At 59.5% G+C, this 19,445-nt stretch carries 21 protein-coding genes and 1 pseudogene; 6 read left to right on the forward strand and 16 right to left on the reverse strand.

What is annotated here, in order from left to right; translation table 11 throughout:
* Window positions 1-3: 3 nt before the first annotated feature.
* Window positions 4-861: a 16S rRNA (adenine(1518)-N(6)/adenine(1519)-N(6))-dimethyltransferase RsmA gene (gene rsmA, locus AB6B39_RS12065; protein ID WP_284370011.1), complete on the forward strand. Its 858-nt coding sequence runs from the start codon at window positions 4-6 to the stop codon at window positions 859-861.
* A gap of 7 nt (window positions 862-868) precedes the next feature.
* Here rsmA and AB6B39_RS12070 read toward each other — a convergent pair whose 3' ends face one another.
* From AB6B39_RS12070 to fabD, 7 genes are all read right to left on the reverse strand, one after another.
* Complete coding sequence (locus AB6B39_RS12070; protein ID WP_284370009.1) at window positions 869-1,549, reverse strand: hypothetical protein; 681 nt, start codon at window positions 1,547-1,549, stop codon at window positions 869-871.
* A 54-nt stretch (window positions 1,550-1,603) separates the two neighbouring features.
* A complete protein-coding gene (gene gmk / locus AB6B39_RS12075; protein WP_284370007.1) occupies window positions 1,604-2,254 on the reverse strand; it encodes a guanylate kinase in 651 nt (216 codons plus the stop codon).
* A 4-nt stretch (window positions 2,255-2,258) separates the two neighbouring features.
* A complete protein-coding gene (mltG, locus tag AB6B39_RS12080) occupies window positions 2,259-3,317 on the reverse strand; it encodes an endolytic transglycosylase MltG (protein ID WP_284370005.1) in 1,059 nt (352 codons plus the stop codon).
* 9 nt (window positions 3,318-3,326) lie between these two features.
* Window positions 3,327-4,607, reverse strand: a complete 1,281-nt coding sequence (gene fabF, locus AB6B39_RS12085) for a beta-ketoacyl-ACP synthase II (protein ID WP_284370003.1) — start codon at window positions 4,605-4,607, stop codon at window positions 3,327-3,329.
* Window positions 4,608-4,640: 33 nt separating this feature from the next.
* Window positions 4,641-4,877, reverse strand: a complete 237-nt coding sequence (locus AB6B39_RS12090) for an acyl carrier protein (protein WP_284370001.1) — start codon at window positions 4,875-4,877, stop codon at window positions 4,641-4,643.
* 174 nt (window positions 4,878-5,051) lie between these two features.
* A complete protein-coding gene (fabG, locus tag AB6B39_RS12095) occupies window positions 5,052-5,792 on the reverse strand; it encodes a 3-oxoacyl-[acyl-carrier-protein] reductase (protein ID WP_284369999.1) in 741 nt (246 codons plus the stop codon).
* 6 nt (window positions 5,793-5,798) lie between these two features.
* Window positions 5,799-6,743: an ACP S-malonyltransferase gene (fabD, locus tag AB6B39_RS12100; protein WP_284369997.1), complete on the reverse strand. Its 945-nt coding sequence runs from the start codon at window positions 6,741-6,743 to the stop codon at window positions 5,799-5,801.
* Window positions 6,744-6,979: 236 nt separating this feature from the next.
* Between fabD and rpsF the strand changes: the two genes are divergently transcribed.
* The 3 genes and pseudogenes from rpsF to rplI form a co-directional block, all read left to right on the forward strand.
* Window positions 6,980-7,330 (forward strand): 30S ribosomal protein S6, encoded by a 351-nt coding sequence (gene rpsF, locus AB6B39_RS12105; protein ID WP_284369995.1) that lies wholly within the window; start codon window positions 6,980-6,982, stop codon window positions 7,328-7,330.
* Between the two features lie 15 nt (window positions 7,331-7,345).
* Window positions 7,346-7,606, forward strand: coding sequence for a 30S ribosomal protein S18 (gene rpsR / locus AB6B39_RS12110; RefSeq protein WP_284369993.1), 261 nt, complete (start codon window positions 7,346-7,348; stop codon window positions 7,604-7,606).
* Between the two features lie 13 nt (window positions 7,607-7,619).
* Window positions 7,620-8,201, forward strand: a pseudogene (rplI, locus tag AB6B39_RS12115) (50S ribosomal protein L9); the annotation flags it as partial.
* Between the two features lie 726 nt (window positions 8,202-8,927).
* On the opposite strand, the gene panD reads toward rplI, so the two are convergent.
* A complete protein-coding gene (gene panD, locus AB6B39_RS12120; RefSeq protein WP_284369989.1) occupies window positions 8,928-9,299 on the reverse strand; it encodes an aspartate 1-decarboxylase in 372 nt (123 codons plus the stop codon).
* A 129-nt stretch (window positions 9,300-9,428) separates the two neighbouring features.
* Between panD and AB6B39_RS12125 the strand changes: the two genes are divergently transcribed.
* Window positions 9,429-9,908, forward strand: coding sequence for an asparaginase domain-containing protein (locus AB6B39_RS12125; protein WP_284369987.1), 480 nt, complete (start codon window positions 9,429-9,431; stop codon window positions 9,906-9,908).
* On the opposite strand, the gene AB6B39_RS12130 is transcribed toward AB6B39_RS12125, so the two are convergent.
* Window positions 9,905-12,001, reverse strand: a complete 2,097-nt coding sequence (locus tag AB6B39_RS12130) for a S9 family peptidase (RefSeq protein WP_284369985.1) — start codon at window positions 11,999-12,001, stop codon at window positions 9,905-9,907. The two genes, AB6B39_RS12125 and AB6B39_RS12130, sit on opposite strands and share 4 nt — an antisense overlap.
* Window positions 12,002-12,100: 99 nt before the next feature.
* Between AB6B39_RS12130 and AB6B39_RS12135 the strand changes: the two genes are divergently transcribed.
* Window positions 12,101-13,324, forward strand: coding sequence for a DUF2336 domain-containing protein (locus AB6B39_RS12135; protein ID WP_284369983.1), 1,224 nt, complete (start codon window positions 12,101-12,103; stop codon window positions 13,322-13,324).
* A 5-nt stretch (window positions 13,325-13,329) separates the two neighbouring features.
* Here AB6B39_RS12135 and AB6B39_RS12140 read toward each other — a convergent pair whose 3' ends face one another.
* The 7 genes from AB6B39_RS12140 to AB6B39_RS12170 all read right to left on the reverse strand — a co-directional run bounded on the left by AB6B39_RS12140 (window position 13,330) and on the right by AB6B39_RS12170 (window position 19,439).
* The gene (locus AB6B39_RS12140; protein WP_284369980.1) at window positions 13,330-14,055 is read right to left on the reverse strand and encodes an energy transducer TonB; all 726 of its coding nucleotides are present in this window, start codon (window positions 14,053-14,055) and stop codon (window positions 13,330-13,332) included.
* Between the two features lie 134 nt (window positions 14,056-14,189).
* Window positions 14,190-15,683, reverse strand: coding sequence for a tetratricopeptide repeat protein (locus AB6B39_RS12145; protein ID WP_284369979.1), 1,494 nt, complete (start codon window positions 15,681-15,683; stop codon window positions 14,190-14,192).
* A 174-nt stretch (window positions 15,684-15,857) separates the two neighbouring features.
* On the reverse strand, window positions 15,858-16,481 hold the full coding sequence (locus AB6B39_RS12150) for an energy transducer TonB (RefSeq protein WP_284369977.1): 624 nt from the start codon (window positions 16,479-16,481) through the stop codon (window positions 15,858-15,860).
* A gap of 12 nt (window positions 16,482-16,493) precedes the next feature.
* Window positions 16,494-16,889, reverse strand: a complete 396-nt coding sequence (locus AB6B39_RS12155) for an ExbD/TolR family protein (protein WP_284369975.1) — start codon at window positions 16,887-16,889, stop codon at window positions 16,494-16,496.
* A gap of 79 nt (window positions 16,890-16,968) precedes the next feature.
* Window positions 16,969-17,385 carry an ExbD/TolR family protein gene (locus tag AB6B39_RS12160; protein ID WP_284369973.1) on the reverse strand — a complete coding sequence of 139 codons (417 nt, stop codon included), beginning with the start codon at window positions 17,383-17,385 and terminating at the stop codon, window positions 16,969-16,971.
* Window positions 17,386-17,398: 13 nt separating this feature from the next.
* A complete protein-coding gene (locus AB6B39_RS12165) occupies window positions 17,399-17,926 on the reverse strand; it encodes a MotA/TolQ/ExbB proton channel family protein (protein WP_284369971.1) in 528 nt (175 codons plus the stop codon).
* A 121-nt stretch (window positions 17,927-18,047) separates the two neighbouring features.
* Window positions 18,048-19,439: a MotA/TolQ/ExbB proton channel family protein gene (locus tag AB6B39_RS12170; protein WP_284369969.1), complete on the reverse strand. Its 1,392-nt coding sequence runs from the start codon at window positions 19,437-19,439 to the stop codon at window positions 18,048-18,050.
* Window positions 19,440-19,445 lie beyond the last annotated feature (6 nt).

Genomic DNA, 19,445 nt, shown 5'->3' on the forward strand with positions numbered 1-19,445 from the left:
AGGATGACGACACTGTCAGCCCTCCCGAGCCTGCATGAGACCGTAAACATTCACGGTCTGCGGGCCGACAAATCATTGGGGCAGCATTTTCTGCTGGATCTTAACCTGACCCGTTCCATTGCGCGGCTCGCGCGACCGCTGGACGGCGTACAGGTCGCGGAAGTCGGGCCGGGGCCTGGCGGCCTGACGCGGGCCCTGATCCTGGAAGGGGCGGATCATGTTCATGCCATCGAAATGGATACCCGCTTCTTCCCGCCTCTGGACGATATTGCGCAGGCATCGGGCAGGCTGACAGTCCATCACGCCGACGCGCTTCGCTTCGATATGGCGAACAGCCTGTCGAGCCCGCGCAAGATTGTAGCGAACCTGCCCTATAATGTCGGGACGAAAATGCTGACCAACTGGATGACGGCCAGCCCGCGCTTCTGGACGCAACTGGTACTGATGTTCCAGCTCGAAGTGGCCGAGCGCGTCTGCGCTCAACCCGGTGAGAACGCCTATGGGCGTCTCGCGATCCTGTGTCAGAGCGTCGGAGACTGCCGGATCGCCATGGAGGTCCCAGCGCGGCTGTTTACACCGCCGCCCAAAGTAGACAGTGCGGTGGTCGTCATCGATCCGCTGGAAACGCCTTACCCACATCTCGACCAGCTAGCCCGCGTCACGCAGGCGGCCTTTGGACAGCGCCGCAAAATGTTGCGGCGATCTCTGCGCTCACTGGCGCAGCAGACCAACCTATCACTCGAGGCCTGGCTGGACGAGGCCGGGATCGACCCGCAGGCCCGCCCCGAAACTCTTCCGATTACGGCGTTTCAGACACTGGCTGATCGCCTCGTCGCGACAGATAGCGCGTCCGGGACGTAGCTATCGTCTAGGACTTGGCAGGCCGCGCCTCGGCTTCCGTGTCCTGTCCATCGAAGACATGGGGATTATCGCGCACGAACTTTTCGATGGTCAGCGGCAGGAAGCGCGTGCCGCCGCGTTTCAGATACCAGTAACCCGCACCAGCACCGATCAGAGCCCCGATACTATCCACGATCAGATCGAACATTGTGTCGACCAGACCGGATTTCTGCATATTCATGCCGAACAGAACATCCATGCCGAATTCGAAGATTTCCCACAGCGCCCCGATCGAGACGGCGAATGAGAACGCCATGACCGCGAGCAGTAGCGGTGGGGCTGTCAGGCGATCACCGCGCACGAAGATCAGCATGATCACCGTCCCGATCATGGCGAAGCCGATGGCGGAGCCCGTATGCATCACCACGTCCCACCACCAGAACCGTTCGTAGAAATCGCCGACTTCGCCGAGGAAAATGGTCCCGACAATGAACAAGGTGATGGCACCGATAAAGCTCTTGGGCAGGCGAAGATCGGTCCAGCTTTCAAAGATGAAGGGCATCAGGGTCAGCGCGGTCACAACCCCGGCCAGGAATACCATGTTCCAGTTGCCGGTAAACACGCCAAAGGCCGCGGCGCCGGCCAGCAAGGCCCAGCTCACCCAGGTGAAAACACTATGCGTGCGGTTGGTCAGCGTATCAGTCGGCATGAGGGAGAAGCGCTCCAACCCTGAAACGGTTCCCGACGACGCAAAAATCAATCGCTAGGCGCCGTCGATCAATCCCTTGACGAAACCAGCGATCCAGGGCTGGCGGCGACGCTTCAGCCGCTCGGCATCGACGACATTCTGCAACTTTCGCAGAGCATCTTCGACATCGTCATTGACGATGACATAGTCATATTCCGCCCAGTGGCTGATTTCGGCTTCCGACTTGCTCATCCGTTTGGCGATGATTTCTTCGCTGTCCTGGGCGCGCGAGCGCAGACGCTTTTCCAGTTCGCGCAGGGAAGGCGGCAGGATGAAAACCTTGACCAGATCGTCGCTGGCGGCCTGTGTCAGCTGCTGCGCGCCTTGCCAGTCAATATCGAACAGAACGTCCCGCCCCTGTTCGAGCGCATCGAAAACGGGGCCGGACGGGGTGCCGTAATAATTGTCGAACACGCGCGCATGTTCGAGGAAATCATCCGCATCGATCATTGCCGAGAAGCGTGGCTTGTCGATGAAATAATAGTCCTGGCCATCGACTTCGCCCGGACGGGGCAAGCGGGTGGTGGCGGACACGCTCATGACCATATCGGCATTATCGGCCAAAAGACGCCGCGTCAGCGTCGTCTTACCCGCCCCGGACGGGCTCGACAGGACGATCATGATGCCGCGCCTGTCCTGCGCCGGTATGCCGTCTTTCGCCCTCATTATACTATCTCAGCCCCCGGTCTCTTTGTATCTGCCGCCACCGGGCGACATTGCGCTCATGATCCGCCAGCGTCGCGGCAAAGGCGTGCCCACCTGTCCCGTCTGCGACGAAGAATAGCGCGTCCGTCTCCGCTGGGTTCAGCACGGCGCGGATCGCCGCTTCGCCCGGATTGCAGATCGGTGTCTTGGGCAGCCCCGGAATCTGGTAGGTGTTCCAGTCCGTGACAGCATCGATTTCACTCTGGCGGATGCGCCGACCGATCGGATCGCCTCCGGTAATGCCGTAAATAATGGTCGGGTCGGATTGTAACGGCATCCCGCGTCGCAGGCGGTTCGTGAACACACCCGCCACCTTGTCGCGTTCCATGCCGACGCCGGTTTCCTTCTCCACCACGGATGCCAGAATGATCGCCTCCTCGCGCGAGGTGATCGGCAAGCCCGGCGCGCGCGCGTCCCAGATCTCGTCGAGCAGCGCGGTCTGCGCCGCCGCCATCTTTTTCAGCAGGTCGGACTGTTTCATGCCGCGCGGCGTCAGATAGGTTTCCGGCAGTAGCGTGCCTTCTGCCGGTATGGCCGGGTCATCATCAACCAGCGTGGCGACACCATCCAGCGCGCGGACGATCTGGGCCGATGTGATCCCTTCCGGCGCGGTGATCGGATAGAGAATGGCCCGGCCATTGGCCAGATTGTCGTAAATTGTGGCCATGGAGCTGCCGGGAACAAGCGCAAATTCCCCAGCCTTGAAGTTCGCCTCATTGCCGCGCAGTTTCGTCACCAGCTTGAACAGATCGGCATTGTTGATGAAGCCTTCGGCTTCGAGCCGTTCGGCAATAACCGACAGGCCCGAGCCGCGCGGCACATCGAAGACGGCTGTCTGGGTCGCGCTCGGATCGGGCGGCGTCTCGTAACTGTAATTGATGTAGGAATAGCCCGCGATCAGCAGTCCCAGACCCAGCGTGATCAGGCCGCCCAGCGCCAGAATGATCAGCGTCCAGCGGTTCTTGCGCTTCAGTCCGGCATCGGCCTTGAGCTGGTCATGGTCCTTGCTTGACTGCCGCGCCACGATTGGGCGCTAATCAGCTTTGGCGAAGATAACCGCCGCATTGGTTCCGCCAAAACCGAAACTGTTGCTCATAACGGCCTTGGCTTCGAACGGCTTGGCCGTGTGCGGAACGAGATCGAGCGGCGTATCGACACTCGGATTGTCGAGATTGAGCGTCGGCGGGGCCATGCCGTCACGCAACGCCAGGATAGAGAAGATGCTTTCCACCGCCCCGGCTGCGCCCAGCAAATGCCCGGTCGCGGACTTGGTCGAACTCATCAGCGCATGAGCCGCCTGATCGCCAAGGAGCTTTTCGACAGCCTGGACTTCCAGTTCGTCACCCATCGGCGTCGATGTGCCGTGGGCGTTCACATAGCCGATGTCGGAGGCGTCCAGCCCGCTATTGCCGAGCGCGGCCCGCATAGCGCGAAGCCCGCCTTCACCTTCCGGCGCAGGGCTTGTAATATGATGCGCATCGCCGGACAGGCCATAGCCGCGCAGTTCGGCATAGATTTTCGCCCCGCGTGCCTTGGCATGCTCATACTCTTCCAGAACCACAATGCCGGCCCCTTCGCCCATCAGAAAGCCGTCGCGGTCCTTGTCATAGGGGCGGGACGCTTTCTCCGGCGTGTCGTTGAACCCGGTCGTCATCGCCCGGCAGGCGACAAAAGACGCTATGCCTAGTCGGTTGATCGCCGCTTCGCCGCCGCCAGCCACCATCACATCCGCATCGCCATGCGCAATCAGACGGCCCGCATCGCCGATGGCGTGCGCGCCGGTCGCGCAGGCGGTCACAACGGAATGGTTCGGACCTTTCAACCCATGTCGGATCGAGGTCTGGCCGGACGCGAGATTGATCAGCATGGCCGGAATCACGAAAGGCGACAGTCGACGCGGGCCCTTTTCGTGCAGGGTGATGGACGCTTCATAGGTCGTCTGCAGCCCGCCAATGCCGGATCCAATCATGACACCGGTGCGGTGCTGGGCTGTTTCGCCCTGCGCTTTCGGGTTCCAGCCGGAATCGGCCAGAGCTTCGTCAGCGGCAGCAATCGCGTATAGAATGAAATCGTCGATCCGCTTTGCGTCACGCGCGCTCATGACCGTGTCGGGGTCAAACGCGTCGCTGCGGTCGGGGAATTCGCTTTTGCGCGGCACTTGGGCCGCGATCTTGCAGGCGATGTCGGAAACATCGAAATTTTTGATCCTGCGGGCGCCGGAACGCCCTGCAAGAATATTGGACCAAGCGGCCTCGACGCCGCAACCGACAGGAGTGACAAGGCCTAAGCCTGTGACGACGACCCGTCTTTGCATGATCGAAACCTCTGATTGGGCAGGAAAAGTGTCTTAGCCGACCTTTTCGGAGATGAATTTCACGGCATCACCGACTGTCTGGATGTGCTCGGCGGCATCATCCGGAATTTCGATGTCGAATTCTTCTTCGAACGCCATGACCAGTTCGACATTGTCGAGGCTATCAGCGCCCAGATCGTCGATAAAATGCGCGTTTTCCGTGACTTTTTCTTCTTCCACGTCAAGATGCTCAACGACCATCTTTTTCACGCGAGCCATTACGTCAGACATAAATTTTCCCTGTGTGTCGCCGGGTGATTCCGGCCATTGCGGTGGCTATTTTGGGGCTAGTCCCTTGAAATACAACCCCAGCCGGGTTTTGACCGCCCGCGATTAGCACAGCCCCATCGGCTTCGCTACCCTTGGAACGGACCTTATTGGCAGGCGATGAAGGCTGGCCACAGCCTAGATCATCGCCATGCCGCCATTCACATGCAGCGTCTGGCCGGTGACGTAGCTGGCCTCGTCGGACGCCAGATAGAGTGTGGCGTTGGCGATATCGTCACCCGTACCGAGCGTTCCCATCGGAATTCGCGCAAGCGTTGCCTCGCGCTGCGCTTCGTTCAGTTCGTCCGTCATGGGCGAGCTGATGAAGCCCGGCGCGATGCAGTTCACGGTGATCCCGCGCGAGGCGACTTCCTGCGCTAACGCCTTGGAAAAGCCGATCATTCCGGCTTTCGAGGCCGCATAATTGGTCTGTCCCGGATTGCCCGTCACCCCGACGACGGAGGTAATGCCGATGATCCGGCCGCCGCGCGCTTTCATCATCGGGCGCAGACAGGCCTTGGCGAGGCGAAAATAGCTCTCCAGATTGATTTTAATGACGGCATCGAAATCTTCCTGCTTCATGCGCATGAGAAGGCCGTCGCGCGTAATCCCGGCATTGGCGACCAGAATGTCGATCGCACCGCCCAGCGCGTCCGTTGCTTGCCCCGGCAGGGCGTCGACCGCATCGCCATCCGACAGGTTGGCCGGCGTGATGACAGCGCGTTCGCCCAGTTCCTCGGCCAGTGATTCGAGTTTTTCGGCGCGTGTGCCGGACAGGGCGACATGCGCCCCGGCTGCGTGCAGCTTTCGCGCAATCGCGCCGCCAAGACCGCCTGTCGCGCCTGTGACGAGGGCGCGTTTTCCGTCGAGTGAGAACATGTCGCTTTATCCTTTCACGAGCGCGGCGAACTCCGCCAGCGCGTCCGGTGTGTCGATGGGAAGTCCTTTGGCCTCAGGCAAGGCCCGGCGCATCATTACGGATAGCACCTTGCCGCAGCCGGGTTCTCCGAACAGGCTCACGCCCTGATCAAACATATATTGCATGCTTTCGCGCCAGCGGACGCGGCCCGTCACCTGGGTGACGAGGTCGGTGCGGATTTGCAGCGGGTCCGTGACCGGGCCGGCCTGCACATTGTTCACGACGCCGACACTGGGTGTATGAATGTCGATATTTTCCAACGCGTCAGCCATGGCATCGGCAGCGGGCTGCATGAGCGAGCAGTGGAAGGGGGCCGATACGGGCAGGATGACCGCCTTTTTCACGCCGTGCCCCTTGGCGCTCTCGGCGGCCGCCTCGACGGCCCGCCGCTCCCCGGAAATCACGATCTGACCCGGCGCATTGTCATTGGCAATCTGGCAATCGCCTTCAGCCATGCCGGATGCAACGACCGCTTCGGCCTGTTCGAAGGATGCGCCCAGCAGCGCCGCCATGGCACCTTTTCCGGCGGGGACAGCGGATTGCATGGCATTGCCACGGATCCGCAGCAGCCGCGCCGTGTCTTCAAGCGAAATGGCCCCTGCCGCACAGAGCGCCGTATATTCGCCCAGCGAATGCCCCGCCACGAATTGCGCCTGATCCACCGTGATACCGTGCGCCTCTTCCAGCGCCGCCATCGCCGCCATACTGCAGGCCATCAAAGCCGGTTGCGTATTCGCGGTCAGCGTCAGCTCTTCGGCGGGACCGCTCCACATCAGATCGGACAGTTTTTCGTCCAGCGCCGAATCAACTCGGTCGAACACGTCCCGCGCAGCCTGAGAGTTTTCCGCCAGTGCCTGCCCCATGCCGACAAACTGGCTGCCCTGACCGGGAAAAGTGAATGCGAATGTCATGAATACCTCACGATCGGTGAAGGCCTAGCCATAGCGGATTGCGAAGAGGCATGCCAATGCCAAAGGGGTCACGTTCAACCGTCATTTTCGCTTGAAACTCCCGCAAAGCCCTTCTATGCGCCGCGCTTCACCGGTTGACGGTGGGTTTCGGGAATTGTCCCGATCATCCCATCCATCAATGTCTGTCCCACCTTCACGGGCCTTCATTGCCGTCACCATGTCTGAAGGACTGACTTATGGCTCTCTACGAGCATGTGGTGCTCACGCGCCCCGATATCTCCTCGAATCAAGTCGAGGAATTCATGCAGACCCTGGCATCCAAGATCGAAACCCTCGGCGCGACCGTCGAAGGGGCCGAATATTGGGGTCTGCGCAATCTCGCCTACCGTATGAACAAGAACCGCAAGGCGCATTATTCCATGCTGAAAGTGAACTCGACACCGGGTCTGCTGCATGAAATTGAGCGCCAGCACCGGATCAACGAAGACGTTCTGCGCTATATGACGATCTCTGTCGAAGAATTCAGCGACGAGCCGTCTGCGATCCTGAAGAAGCGCGAAGAGCGCAAACGCCGCGACCGTAACTAGGAAAGGGCAAAGACAATGGCAAAAGAAGACATTCGCATTGAAAACCTGCCGTCCCGGACCCCGTTCCGGCGTCGTCGCAAGGTCTGTCCCTTCTCTGGCGAGAATGGCCTGAAAATCGATTATAAAGACCCGAAGATGCTACAGCGCTACATGTCCGAAAAGGGCAAGATTGCGCCGGCCCGCATCACGGCTGTCTCCCACAAGAAGCAGCGCGAGCTGGCGAAGGCGATCAAACGCGCCCGCTTCCTCGGCCTGCTTCCCTATGAAGTGAAATAAGAGGAGCGAGACCATGGAAGTCATTCTTCTCGAACGCGTCGAAAAACTGGGCAATATGGGCGACGTTGTGTCGGTCAAGCCGGGTTTCGCGCGCAACTTTCTGATCCCGCAGGATAAAGCTCTGCGCGCGACGAAAGCCAACAAGGTCCGGTTCGAAGCCGAACGTGAATATCTCGAGCAGCGCAACGCGGAAAACCGTGAACGCGCCGGGATTGAAGGCAAGTCCATTGACGGAACGCAGATCGTCATGATCCGTCGTGCCGGCGATACGGGCCAGCTTTACGGATCCGTTTCCGTCCGCGACATTTATGAGTCGCTGATGCTCAAGGACATTTCCGTCAAGCGCAACCAGATCATCGTCGAACAGCCGATCAAGACTCTGGGCGTTCATGAGGTTCAGGTTCGCCTGCACGCCGAAGTGTCCGTCCCGATCACGGTCAATGTCGCACGCTCCGAAGACGAAGCCGAGCGTCAGGCTAAAGGTGAGGACGTGATCGCTACGCAGATGGCCGAAGAACGCGCCGACGCCAATGAGGCCGCACAAGAGCGGGCCGAAGTGGTCGCCGAAATGTTCGAAGGCGATGCTCCCGAAGCCGTGTCCGAGGAAACTGTCGTCGAAGGTGACGCATCCGAGATGCAGGCGACTGAGGCCGAACTGAGCCGTGCCGCTCACCCCGAGCCGATCGAAAAACCGGCTGAAGACACCGCTGAAGGCGGTATCGCAACCGGCGAAGACGCCAGCGACGAAGACTAGCGTCTCGGTTCACAGCCCTTTTTGAAAGCCCGCCTCACGGCGGGCTTTTTTGTTGGACCGACCCAGATCGGTCCCCGGCCCGAACAGCGCCAACTCATTGAAACTTATCGGCCTGCAGAAACCCGATCCCCGCATGCGAAACGCGAGGCTACTTTACCCTCGTATCTTCGGTCATGCGGAGGGCGGGTAGGACGCTAACCGACCTTTGAGCCGGAGATCACGGTTCGGCTGTGATGTGGGTTTGCCCCCACGCCCAGCCAGTCCGGAGACACCGTTGAAGGACAGAAGGCTCCGGATGATCAGAACCGTGCTGCGGTGAAAGCCCGTTTTCGGCGGCAGCAATCGCCACCGCCATAGCCACCCTGGCCGGTCGCTGGACAGGCCGACACCGCGGACGCCCTCCGCACCTTTTTCCTCTGCCGCCAGATCAGCGGTCGGACGATGACGGCTGCGCGCTGCGCAGTGTTCTTATCCGTCTCCCTCTTCGTCTCAGTGCATTCGGCCCCTCCAACTGTCCGAGGGAGGGGGAGACGAAAAAAACCCGCTCCGAAGAGCGGCTGCTTTCATTTAGCCGTTGGCCGCCAGGGGCGGGCTGATGACCTCATTATTCTCATCCAGCAGGACCACATCCGGAACGTAGGTCTTGGCGACCTCAGCGTCCATCTGGGCGTAGGTGATGATGATGACCCTGTCGCCGACCTGGACCTTGCGCGCGGCTGCGCCGTTCAGGCCGAACGTCTTGGACCCGCGCGGAGCGGTGATTGCGTAGGTGGTGAACCGTTCGCCATTATCGATATTGAGGATGTCCACCTGCTCGTTCGGCAGGATCCCGGCCAGATCCAGCAAGTCCTGATCGATCGAGATCGACCCTTCATAATGGAGATCGGCCTGAGTCACCGTGGCACGGTGAATTTTGCCTTTCATCATGGTGAGGATCATAAATTGTCCTTTCGGGGGTCCCGGTTACTGCAAAATCCATATAGGGTGTGGCAGAGGCGCGCAAAAGGAGAAGCCGCGAATTTGCATAGCAGGTCCGCAAGGCGTTTATCTGGCGTTCAGGAGGCAAGATTGGATATCCTCATCCTCACGACGGGCGGAACGATCGACAAGGTGCATGATGTGCGCACGGAGCGGCTCGTTTTCGATGGCAGCACGGCGGTTTCCGACATTCTGAAATATGGGCGGACGGACTTTCCGCGCGTGCAGAGCCTGATGTCGATCGACAGTCTGGACATGTCCGAAGATCATCGCGATGCGATCCTGCAGGCCGTCATCAATGCGCCTGAAAACCATATCGTTGTTACCCACGGCACCGGTACGATGGAACAGACCGCGCATCATCTGAACGGCAATATCGGACAGAAAACCGTCGTCCTGTCAGGCGCGATGCGCCCGCAATCGCTCTGGCGCTCCGATGCGGAATTCAATCTGGGCGGCGCCGTCATCGCCGCGCAAACCCTGCCCGCCGGCGTTTATGCCGTGATGAATGGCCGCGTCATCAAGGCCCGCAACGTGCGCAAGGATTTGGAAACCGGGCGGTTCGTCTAAGCCTTCCCCACGGCCCAGAGGGCGAAGGCGTAGTCGGTCGCCGTTTCCTTCAGCGACTTGTAGCGCCCGCTTTCGCCCTGATGCCCCGCTTCCATGTTCATCTTCAGCAGGATCGGCGCCGTGCCCCTCTGGTGATCGCGTAATGTCGCCGCCCATTTGGCCGGTTCCCAATAGGTGACCCGCGGATCGGTCAGACCGCCCGTGATCAGGACAGGCGGATAATCGGCTTCTCGCACATTTTCATAGGGGCTGTAGGACAGGATCGTCCGGAAGGCCGCTTCGTCTTCTAGCGGGTTACCCCATTCCGGCCACTCCGGCGGGGTCAGGGGCAGGTCCGCATCGCTCATCGTGTTGAGCACATCGACGAAGGGCACGGCCCCGATCACGGCCCCGAACAGACCAGGGTCCTGATTGAGCGCAGCCCCGACCAATAGCCCGCCTGCCGATCCGCCATGCGCGACAATCTGGCCGCGCGAAGTCCATCCCAGCTCGGTGAGCACCCGCCCGGCATCAACGAAGTCATTGAATGTATTGACTTTTCTATCCAACTTTCCGGCCTCGTACCAGTCATAGCCCTTGGCCATGCCGCCGCGAATATGGGCGATCGCATAGACAAATCCGCGGTCGACGAGGCTGAGGCGAGCGGTGCGAAAATCAGCCGGAATGGTGTGCCCGTAGGAGCCGTATCCGTAGAGCAGCAACGGGTTGGTGCCGTCCGGCTTGACGCCTTGTCTGTAGAGCAGCGTCACAGGCACGCGCTCCCCGTCTCGCGCCGCGATCTCGATCCGCTCGGTGACATAGTCGTCTGGATCGTGGCCGCTCGGGACCGTCTGCTGCCGTACGAGTTCACGCGCGCGCGTGACCATATCATAAGCATAGACGGAGGCCGGTGTGGTCGGGCTGCTATAGCTGTAATAGAGCGTCGTCGTATCATACTCATAGCCACTGACCAGACCCAGCGAGTAGGCCGCCTCGTCCATCTCGATGGCGTGTTCCGTCGCGGTGGCCATGTCGCGAATGACAATGCGTGGCAGGGCGTTTTCGCGCTCCAGCCGCACCATATGACCCGCATAGGTCTCCAGTCCCAGGATCAGCCGACCGGGCTTGTGATCGATATAGGATTGCCAGGACGCCGGGTCGCTTTCCTCACCCAGCGGTGTGTCGGATCGGAAGACCGCGAAGTCGATCGCTCCCTGATCGTTCGACAGAATGTAGGTCGCGTCGCCCTGCGGAGCGGGCGCATATTCCACGCCGTTGCGGCGCGGTGCGTAGCAGACGGGCGGCACTTGCGGTGAGACCATCGGCACGGCCCAGACCTCACTCGTCGTGTGATCATGCGCCGAAATCAGAATGTGGCGATCATCATCCGAAGACCCCAGACCGACGAAGAAACCGGAATCGGCCTCTTCATAAGTCAGATCGCCTTCGCCTTCCGCATGGACGGATCTGAACCGCACTTTGGAGGGTCGTTGATTGACGTCGCGCTCGACCCAGAACAATATGTCGCTGTCTGCGGCCCAGACCAGCGCACCGGCTGCCGTGTCGATGCCCGTATCATGGACGTCATCGCCGCCGATGGGTTTGACGAAGACCTGATTGTTCTCGGACCCCTTCAGGTCCAGCCCATAGGCAACGCGCGCATGGTCCGGACTGTGGCTGACATCGCCAATATCGAAAAAGCCATCGGCAGCATCCGCCAGCGCTTCCGCGTCGAGCATCATGGTTGCCGGGCCGCCCTCACGCGGCTCGCGCATATAGGCCCCCTGCTCCTGCCCCGGTTCGAAGCGGTGATAATAGCGATAAGGTCCATCCGGCAGTTTGGTCGACGATCGCGCGGGCTCCAGCCGGGCTTTCATCTCTTCGAACAGGGTTTCTTCCAACCCGCCGAGCGGGTCCAGAATAGACGCCGTATAGCGGTTTTCCGCCTCCAGATGGGCGCGAATGTCGGCTGACAGCGCATCAGGTTCGCGCAGAACGGTTTGCCAGTCCCTGTCCTTCAGCCATGCATAATCATCGGTCCATTCATGTCCGAACCGGCTTTGCCTGAACGGTCTTTTTTCGGTTTCCGGCGGGGTCGGGCGTGGTTGCGTCATGCCGCCCATCTAGGGGGGTAGTCATGCTCTGTTAAGGGCTTCCGATTACCGTTTTCGCATCAGGCCTGTCTTTCGTCCTGGCCAATGACCGGATCCTCTATGGCAATTGCCGCACAGACATTGGAATTGGCGCCTGCGCAGCAGGTCGAGACCCAGTCCTATATGGTGCGCCGTCAACTGGTGAAACGTCTGGCTGATTCGATCTGCCTGCCTGAGTCCAAGTTGACACCGCAGGAACGCCACATGGCCGGCGACGTGCTGGTCGAACTGTTGCGATCGGCCGATGCGGATACGCGTGAAGCGGTCGCCAAACGGCTCGTCATGCTCAATGAAGCGCCGCGGACCATCCTGATCATTCTGGCCAAGGACGAGATCGACATCGCGCGTCACGTACTGGAAAATTCCAAGAGCCTGACCGATTCTGATCTGATCCACATCGCACGCAAGGTCCGGATGGAACACCGCGTCATGATCGCCCAGCGGCGACATCTGTCCGACGCGGTCGTCGACGTGCTGGTCGAATTCATGGAAGAAGATGTCGTCGAGACGATTTTGAAGAATAAGGGCAGCAACCTGTCGGAAACGGCGATCCAACGCATTCTGGTCGTCTCGCGGTCGCACCAGCCCTATGTCGAATTGCTGGCCAAACGTGACGAAACGCGACCAAGCCACGGGCTGACCATGTTCTGGTGGGCGAATTCGTCCAATCGTCGCCGTATTCTGCAACGGTTTGCCGTCACCCGACATGTGCTGCAGGACAGCACGGCCGATCTCTACCCGCTGGCGGCGGCTGACAAGTGGCAGGACGCTGGCGTTCGAAAGGCTCTGCAATTCATCGAACGGCGGCAACGCAACCGTGTCGCGACGGAGCGATCCATTTATAGCAGCCTCGAAGAAGCAATCGAGGACGTCGCCCGGACCGGTCTGACCAAGACGCTGGCCGCCGAAATTTCCTATATGGCCGGGATCAAGCCTGCGACGGGCGCGCAGATCCTGACTGATAAGGGCGGCCACCCGCTTGCCATCCTTTGCAAGGCGCCCGGCCTGAAACGGCCCTATCTCGAAAAACTCTGGCAGGGTCTCGGACGCGCCGTCGTGACGCCAGACGGAAAAGAAGACCCGGCCTTCGCCCGCGTCATGGAAACATATGACACCATTTCCACCGATAAGGCCCAGACCGTCCTACGCTACTGGAACTGGTCGCTGACCGCGTCGCTTAGCCCGGAAGTGCTGAAGCATATCAAGAACGGGGTCATCCCGCGGGAAGAGGAATTCGGTGCCGCCGCAATTTCTGCGGCGCTCGTCTTTTCGAACCGGAACTAAGCCCCCTATTCCGGGATAAGCCGTCCCTGTTCATCCGTCAGATTGAAAACGATCCGCGTCCGGAGTCCCGTTCGGGCGACAGGTCGGCCCTCGACCAGTTCTGGCCGATAGGTCCAGCGACTGACCGCCTGCACGGCAGCACGCCTGAACAGCGTCTGTGAACAGGACTGCGCCGCCACATTATAGGGTTTTCCATCCCCGCTAATATCGAAGGTGATAAGACAATGTCCGGAACGATCCGCCAGCCCCGGCATAGCCGGTGGTATTCGGACAATCGGTTCGGGGTCGCGGTCAATCGGGCTTAGCGTCGTCGGAAAGTCGAATGTGAGTTGCGGTACGTGAACAGGTGTATGTGTCACGGGCACAAGCGTTTCCTGGGGGCGTCCGGTCTCAGGGACTCCGATCATCGGAGGGGCGGGCGGAATTTCGACTTGCTTCAAAGGATCGGGTCGTCGCCGATCCAGACGGAGTGGCGGATCGATGATTATGGGATTGATGTCATAGGCCACGCGAGCCGACTTATCCTGCGGCCGGAAGTCCTCCGATATCAAGGTCTGCATCGTGATGAACAATCCCGCCGTTATGATTGCGGCCCCCGTCAGAACGGGGAGAAAGGCTGCGTGAGAGCCGTGCCGCGACATGGCGGCCGATAGCGTCTCATGGGAGCGAGTTGCGGCTTTATACGGCCGGATATGTTGACCCATTTGTAAAACCAGAGGCGCTGCGCTCATAATGTCACTCCCTTATATAGTTACTGTATAACATAACTACGCAAGAGATGCAAACGGCTCACGGTGGCCCATATCCGGCAATAAAAAACCCAGCCCGAAGGCTGGGTGATTATCCTGATAATCGGCGCTAGGCGTTAGCCGGTCGTCGTCCGGACATAGAGCCTGTCATAGTCAGGCTTGAATTTCAGGCAATTCTCATCTTCCAGATCAAACTCGCCACCGGCAAAGACGATATTGTCATATTCAAGCTTGATTTTGGAGTAGCAGAGCTCGCGTTCGACATTGCGCTCGAACTCGCAACGCGCTTCAACCGCCTGACGCTCTTCCGTGATAAACTTGATCCAGCGACGTGCATTGCGGGCTTCGCGCGATGTCGACGGAACTTTCTGGAAGGTCTGAATGGCTTTAGCCCGGATTTGCGTGATCGGTGCGCTATCCATCTGTGCATCCGTCATCTCGCAATCGAGACGTGAGGCTTTCTGCGTTGAATCATAGATACAGTTCGCAACCTGCATCCAGGATTTGCCGGCATCATAGCCGCGATCGATCGCCTGGCGGAATGCGGTTTCGGCTTTGTCGCACTGCCCTTCATTAAAGAAGGCTTCGCCCAGATCGGCGTAGAGCTTGGCGCTGCTCGACGACTTGGCCGCTTCTTCGAGAACCGGGATTGCACGGCCATATTCACGCGCCGCGCGCCAGTAGTTGGAAAGTTCCTTGAGATTGTCGGCACTGCGCGACACGCGCCCTGCATTCATCTCGCGGTCCATGATCACGGCAGCCTGATAAGGCATGTCGTAATAGGAATAGTAGGAAATCACCTTCTTGATGTCGGGCTCGCTCGTCAGCGCGCCACCGAGATAGAGCATCTTATTGACTTCGAACGCGTCTTTTTCACGTCCGCCGCTGGCCAGAAGCGAAATCCAGTTGTTCCAGTTAGTCTGATCTTCGGGCCAGCGCTGGATCATTTCCTTGACGATATCCGCCTGACGTTCGGGCATGCCGAGATCATTGTAGAGGAAATTCAGCAGGTCGAAATGCTTCTTCTCTTTTGGGTTGGCGCGGTTGAACCAGCGTTCGGCCCATGGCAGCGCGCGCTGATATTCCTCGGCGCTGACCCAGGCCGATACGAGCAGATCGACATAGCTCGGCTTTTCCTGAACGCCGCGCGCCAGCAAGGCTTCCAGCTTCAACGCGCCTTCGCGATACTGCTCATTGGCGATCAGGAGCTGGGCGATCGCCAGTTCGATCTGCTCGGCTTCCGCCGGCAGGAGGCCGCCGGAGTCGATCGCGCTCTGGAACGATTGCAGCGACATCGACATATTATTGACGTCATTATAACTCTGACCAAGCATCTGATAGATGATCGACCGCTCATAAGGGATGAGCTCGGAATTGGTTGACAGAAGACCGTTGAGAATGTTGATCGCCGTCTGAGGATCATCGGCGTTGATCGCTTGTAGCGCCTCATTCACTTTTTCACCAGCGGCCGCACTGAACTGTCGCGCTTCTTCGGGAGCGGGCTCCTGCGCGAAGGCCGGCGCGATCACGCCGGACAGGCTCACTGTCGCAACAGCCATCAGGCTCGCGCCAAGCAGGCTGGCTGTTCTGAACTTAAGGGCGTTCATCATGATCGTCTCCTGTCAATCTGTCTCGGAGCCATCCGATAGACATCGTACGGCCCGTTTATTCTCGGATACCCGTATCTCAAGGCGCCGGAACGCAGCCGATAAGAGCATCATGGTCGCGGCGTATTGTCAGAAGCGCCGCAGGCAGGCTCGAAAGCCTGCCATGAATTGCAACCCCTATTCCGGGATGACGTTCCCACGTTCATCGGCCAGCTGGAACGTGATCTTCGTTTCCACGCCCTTCCGACCGATTGGACGTCCGTCCTGAATCTTGGGGTTATACTTCCAGCGCTCCACGGAACGGACCGAGTTGCGGCGGAACAGATCCTGCGTGCAATAGGTTGCCTGGATGTTGAAAGGCTGTCCTTCCGGCGACACGTCGAACCGCATCCGGCAATGGCCAGACTTTTCGGCCCGGGCCGGCATTTGCGGCGGGATCCGGACGAGAGGCTGTGCGTCGCGGTCCGACACGGCAATCTGAAACTGCGAACGATCGATCGTCGGGGCTTCAAATTCGGGGATTGCACCTTCGACGACCGCGATTGGTTCAGATGGGCGGTCGGCTTTCTGACGTTCGATCTGTGGCGGTGGTGGCGGTGTTTCGATCTTTTTGATCTCGGCGATCTTGGTTTCACGCTCGAGGATCTTCAGATCTTCAACCTTCGGATTGATCTCGAACGCTTCCAGATCGAGCTTGTCTTCCGGTTTGAACTCCTCGGAGATGAGGCTCATCATGAGGACGAACAGGACGACCGTCACGAATGCCGCAGGGATAATGGCAAGCCAGCGAAGAAAACTCATGTCAAATCCTTCCTATTCCGTACCGACGCGAGTCTCGACACCGAGGTCCTGGAACAGTTCCTGAACCCCCATGACGGTTCCAACATCCGCATTGCGGTCTGCCTGGATGATCGCGTTGGCCTTAGGTGTTTCGTCCCGCAGCGCAGTCAGAATCGGGCGAATCTCCTCGATCCTGTAAGGACGCTTGTCGATCCACACATTGGATGAGCTGTCGACGGCAACCAGAATGGTCGGGTTCCACTCAACATCCGTCGTCGCTTCGGGCTTGAAGGGTTCAAGACCGGGCGTTTTGACGAAGACTGACGTCACGATGAAGAAGATCAGCAGAATGAAGACGACGTCGAGCATCGGCGTCATATTCAACTCTGTGCCTTCATCCTCGATAACGGTGCGTGAGCGACGGGCCATAATGTTACCTTATATCATTATCGGAGCATTTGCAAGGTCGACGCACAGTTCTGACGCACCCGACCCAGTCAACACCCCTCTATGAAACCTCTATGATTTCGATCTTCGACTGCATGCCGCGTCCGTCCAGACCATCCTTGAGCTGCACGAGCACATTATGTTTGGCTTCGGGATGAAGGCGAAGAATGACCGAGGCTCCGGGCTTGTCGGCGAGCTGACGCTCGACGCGGGCCATGACACCATTGCAGGTCGACCGGACCTGATCGACGGAACACTGGCTGTTCTCATCGACATAGACCGTGATCGCGGGCGGGCTGTTAGGCGGCGGTGGCGTATCTTCCGGCGGCGGTGGCGGCTGTGTCAGATCGACACCCGTTTCGTCCAGAAAGACAGCGGTGACGATGAAGAAGATCAACATGATGAAAACGATGTCGAGCATCGGTGTCATATCGACATCGGCTTCATCGTCATTATTGCGGCGGCGATTGCGTCTCATGGATCAGGCCTCCCTAGTAGGCGCCGCGATCGACGACGAGATCGTCGGCGAAGCGGGCAGTCTCACGCGCGCTCCAGCGCGGCAGGACAGTGGAGAAGTAAAGCCCCGACAGAGCCGCCATCATGCCGGCCATAGTCGGAATTGTGGCGCGGAACACGCCCCCAGCCATCAGGCGAGCCGAACTGGACCCGGAGTAAGCCAGCACATCGAATACGTCGATCATACCGGTCACGGTACCGAGCAGGCCAAGCAGCGGGGCAAGTGCAACCAGTGTCTTGATCAGGGCGACGTTGGAAATGGTCCGCTCCTTGACCTGGCTGATCATTTCATCGCGAATTGCGAGGGCGCGCCAAGATGAGCGGTCAGTACGGGCATCCCATTCCGCCTTCAGACGATTTTTCATCGGCTTATGGGCGATCAGATAATAGGCGATGCGCTCGAGAATGAAGGTCCACATCGCGAAAATAACGATCGCGATCGGGATCAGGACGGGTCCGCCCTGCTGGAGGAAGCTCTGAAGGCCGCCGATGATGTTGCCCATTGGGATATCCTTTCGGGGTCGTCGTTTCGGGGTCGTCTATCGAGGCCGCCGGACGCCAAGGCCCGATGGCAGACGGGATAGTCGCCACCGCCCGGTCGAGCCGGACGGTGGCTGAAAAACCCTAGATATTGGTGACCGGGGCACCACCGACGCCGCGCGATTCGACGTGACGTGCCACGATACCGGCGGATTGCTCTTCCAGTGTCGCCTGGACCGAGCGAGCCATAGAGGCTGCGAAGCTGTGAATGATCAGCAGCGGGATCGCAACGATCAGACCCAACATCGTGGTCACAAGAGCGACCGAGATACCACCAGCCATCAGCTGCGGATCACCTGCACCATAGATCATCATGGCTTGGAAGGTCTGGATCATACCGGTCACGGTACCCAGCAGACCCATCAGCGGCGCGATACCGGCGATCAGCTTGATGAAGTTGAGGCCGAATTCGAGTTTCGGGCTTTCCTGAAGAATGGCTTCGTCCAGCTTCAGCTCAACAGTGTCGGCATCGGCATTGCGAGCACCTTCATAGGCGAGCATGACACGACCCAGTGCGTTCGACTTGGATGGCTGCGACTTCCGCTTCTGTCCGGCAACCGCCATGCGGATCAGGAACAGACGGACGATCAACAGAATGCCGAGGACCGCGGTGATAGCACCGAGCAGCATGATGATGTTACCGATAACGCCACCCTGCTGAGCGCGCTCCCATGGCCCAGGACGCAGGTCGAAGGTCTTGAGCAGCTCACCACGTGTCGGATCGATCGGCGCATAGATGACCTCTCCGGAACCCGCACCGAGCAGACGATCAGCTGCAGACTGGATCGCACCGCCAGGCTGAGCCGGCAGAAGCGCCAGAAGCGGCAGGTCTTCGCCATCGGCGACAGGCGGGTTATATTGCAGGAACTCGCCGCCATTGGTCGTGAAAGCCACGAACGGACCGACGCGCGTCACGGATGTCTGACCGTCAAGACCGGCAACCTGAGCATCGAACGCTTCGACTTCGCGCTGCTCGCGGATTTCTTCGAGCATGGTCTGCCAGATAGCATTGAGGTCGGACGTCGATGGCAGAGCGTCGGAGTTGGCGACATCACCGAGAACGCGTGTGCGGTTCGGCATTTGCGCCGTGATCAGCGAACGATCCAGCGTCGACTTGAATTCACCAGCCATGGAGCGGGCGAGACCAAAGACTTCGCCGAACTCACCTTGAGCGGCAGTCAGCTGCGCTTTCAGCGCATCGATCTGGTTCTGGTTGGCCTGGAAGCGCTGTTCGACGCGGCGAGCTTCGGCCTCGAGATTGCTGAGCTCCGTGCGGGCCCGGTTCAGTTCGGCCGTCTGCTGTGAAGCATTGGATTCGAAGTCGCGGATCCGCTGCTGATTGATCTGCTCCTGTTGAGCGGAATCAGCCCGGACCTGGTTCAGCAGGTCCTGGATTGAGTTGATCTGCGCCGAAGCCGGTGCAGCGAGAAGAGCCGATCCCATCAGGGCGGCCATGGTGGATTTGAAGAATTTCATGGTCTT

Origin of the sequence: Algimonas porphyrae (genome assembly GCF_041429795.1) — a bacterium.
Taxonomy (GTDB): Bacteria; Pseudomonadota; Alphaproteobacteria; order Caulobacterales; family Maricaulaceae; genus Litorimonas; species Litorimonas porphyrae.

What these genes read in the sequence shown, in the direction of transcription:
- AB6B39_RS12170 (WP_284369969.1), bottom strand. Translation starts at nt 19,439, where the DNA reads ATGAAATTCTTCAAATCCACCATGGCCGCCCTGATGGGATCGGCTCTT.
- rpsR (WP_284369993.1), top strand. Translation starts at nt 7,346, where the DNA reads ATGGCAAAAGAAGACATTCGCATTGAAAACCTGCCGTCCCGGACCCCG.
- AB6B39_RS12160 (WP_284369973.1), bottom strand. Translation starts at nt 17,385, where the DNA reads ATGAGACGCAATCGCCGCCGCAATAATGACGATGAAGCCGATGTCGAT.
- AB6B39_RS12155 (WP_284369975.1), bottom strand. Translation starts at nt 16,889, where the DNA reads ATGGCCCGTCGCTCACGCACCGTTATCGAGGATGAAGGCACAGAGTTG.
- fabG (WP_284369999.1), bottom strand. Translation starts at nt 5,792, where the DNA reads ATGTTCTCACTCGACGGAAAACGCGCCCTCGTCACAGGCGCGACAGGC.
- fabF (WP_284370003.1), bottom strand. Translation starts at nt 4,607, where the DNA reads ATGCAAAGACGGGTCGTCGTCACAGGCTTAGGCCTTGTCACTCCTGTC.
- AB6B39_RS12145 (WP_284369979.1), bottom strand. Translation starts at nt 15,683, where the DNA reads ATGATGAACGCCCTTAAGTTCAGAACAGCCAGCCTGCTTGGCGCGAGC.
- AB6B39_RS12070 (WP_284370009.1), bottom strand. Translation starts at nt 1,549, where the DNA reads ATGCCGACTGATACGCTGACCAACCGCACGCATAGTGTTTTCACCTGG.
- AB6B39_RS12090 (WP_284370001.1), bottom strand. Translation starts at nt 4,877, where the DNA reads ATGTCTGACGTAATGGCTCGCGTGAAAAAGATGGTCGTTGAGCATCTT.
- fabD (WP_284369997.1), bottom strand. Translation starts at nt 6,743, where the DNA reads ATGACATTCGCATTCACTTTTCCCGGTCAGGGCAGCCAGTTTGTCGGC.
- AB6B39_RS12130 (WP_284369985.1), bottom strand. Translation starts at nt 12,001, where the DNA reads ATGACGCAACCACGCCCGACCCCGCCGGAAACCGAAAAAAGACCGTTC.
- AB6B39_RS12165 (WP_284369971.1), bottom strand. Translation starts at nt 17,926, where the DNA reads ATGGGCAACATCATCGGCGGCCTTCAGAGCTTCCTCCAGCAGGGCGGA.
- rsmA (WP_284370011.1), top strand. Translation starts at nt 4, where the DNA reads ATGACGACACTGTCAGCCCTCCCGAGCCTGCATGAGACCGTAAACATT.
- panD (WP_284369989.1), bottom strand. Translation starts at nt 9,299, where the DNA reads ATGATCCTCACCATGATGAAAGGCAAAATTCACCGTGCCACGGTGACT.
- rpsF (WP_284369995.1), top strand. Translation starts at nt 6,980, where the DNA reads ATGGCTCTCTACGAGCATGTGGTGCTCACGCGCCCCGATATCTCCTCG.
- AB6B39_RS12150 (WP_284369977.1), bottom strand. Translation starts at nt 16,481, where the DNA reads ATGAGTTTTCTTCGCTGGCTTGCCATTATCCCTGCGGCATTCGTGACG.
- AB6B39_RS12135 (WP_284369983.1), top strand. Translation starts at nt 12,101, where the DNA reads ATGGCAATTGCCGCACAGACATTGGAATTGGCGCCTGCGCAGCAGGTC.
- gmk (WP_284370007.1), bottom strand. Translation starts at nt 2,254, where the DNA reads ATGAGGGCGAAAGACGGCATACCGGCGCAGGACAGGCGCGGCATCATG.
- AB6B39_RS12140 (WP_284369980.1), bottom strand. Translation starts at nt 14,055, where the DNA reads ATGAGCGCAGCGCCTCTGGTTTTACAAATGGGTCAACATATCCGGCCG.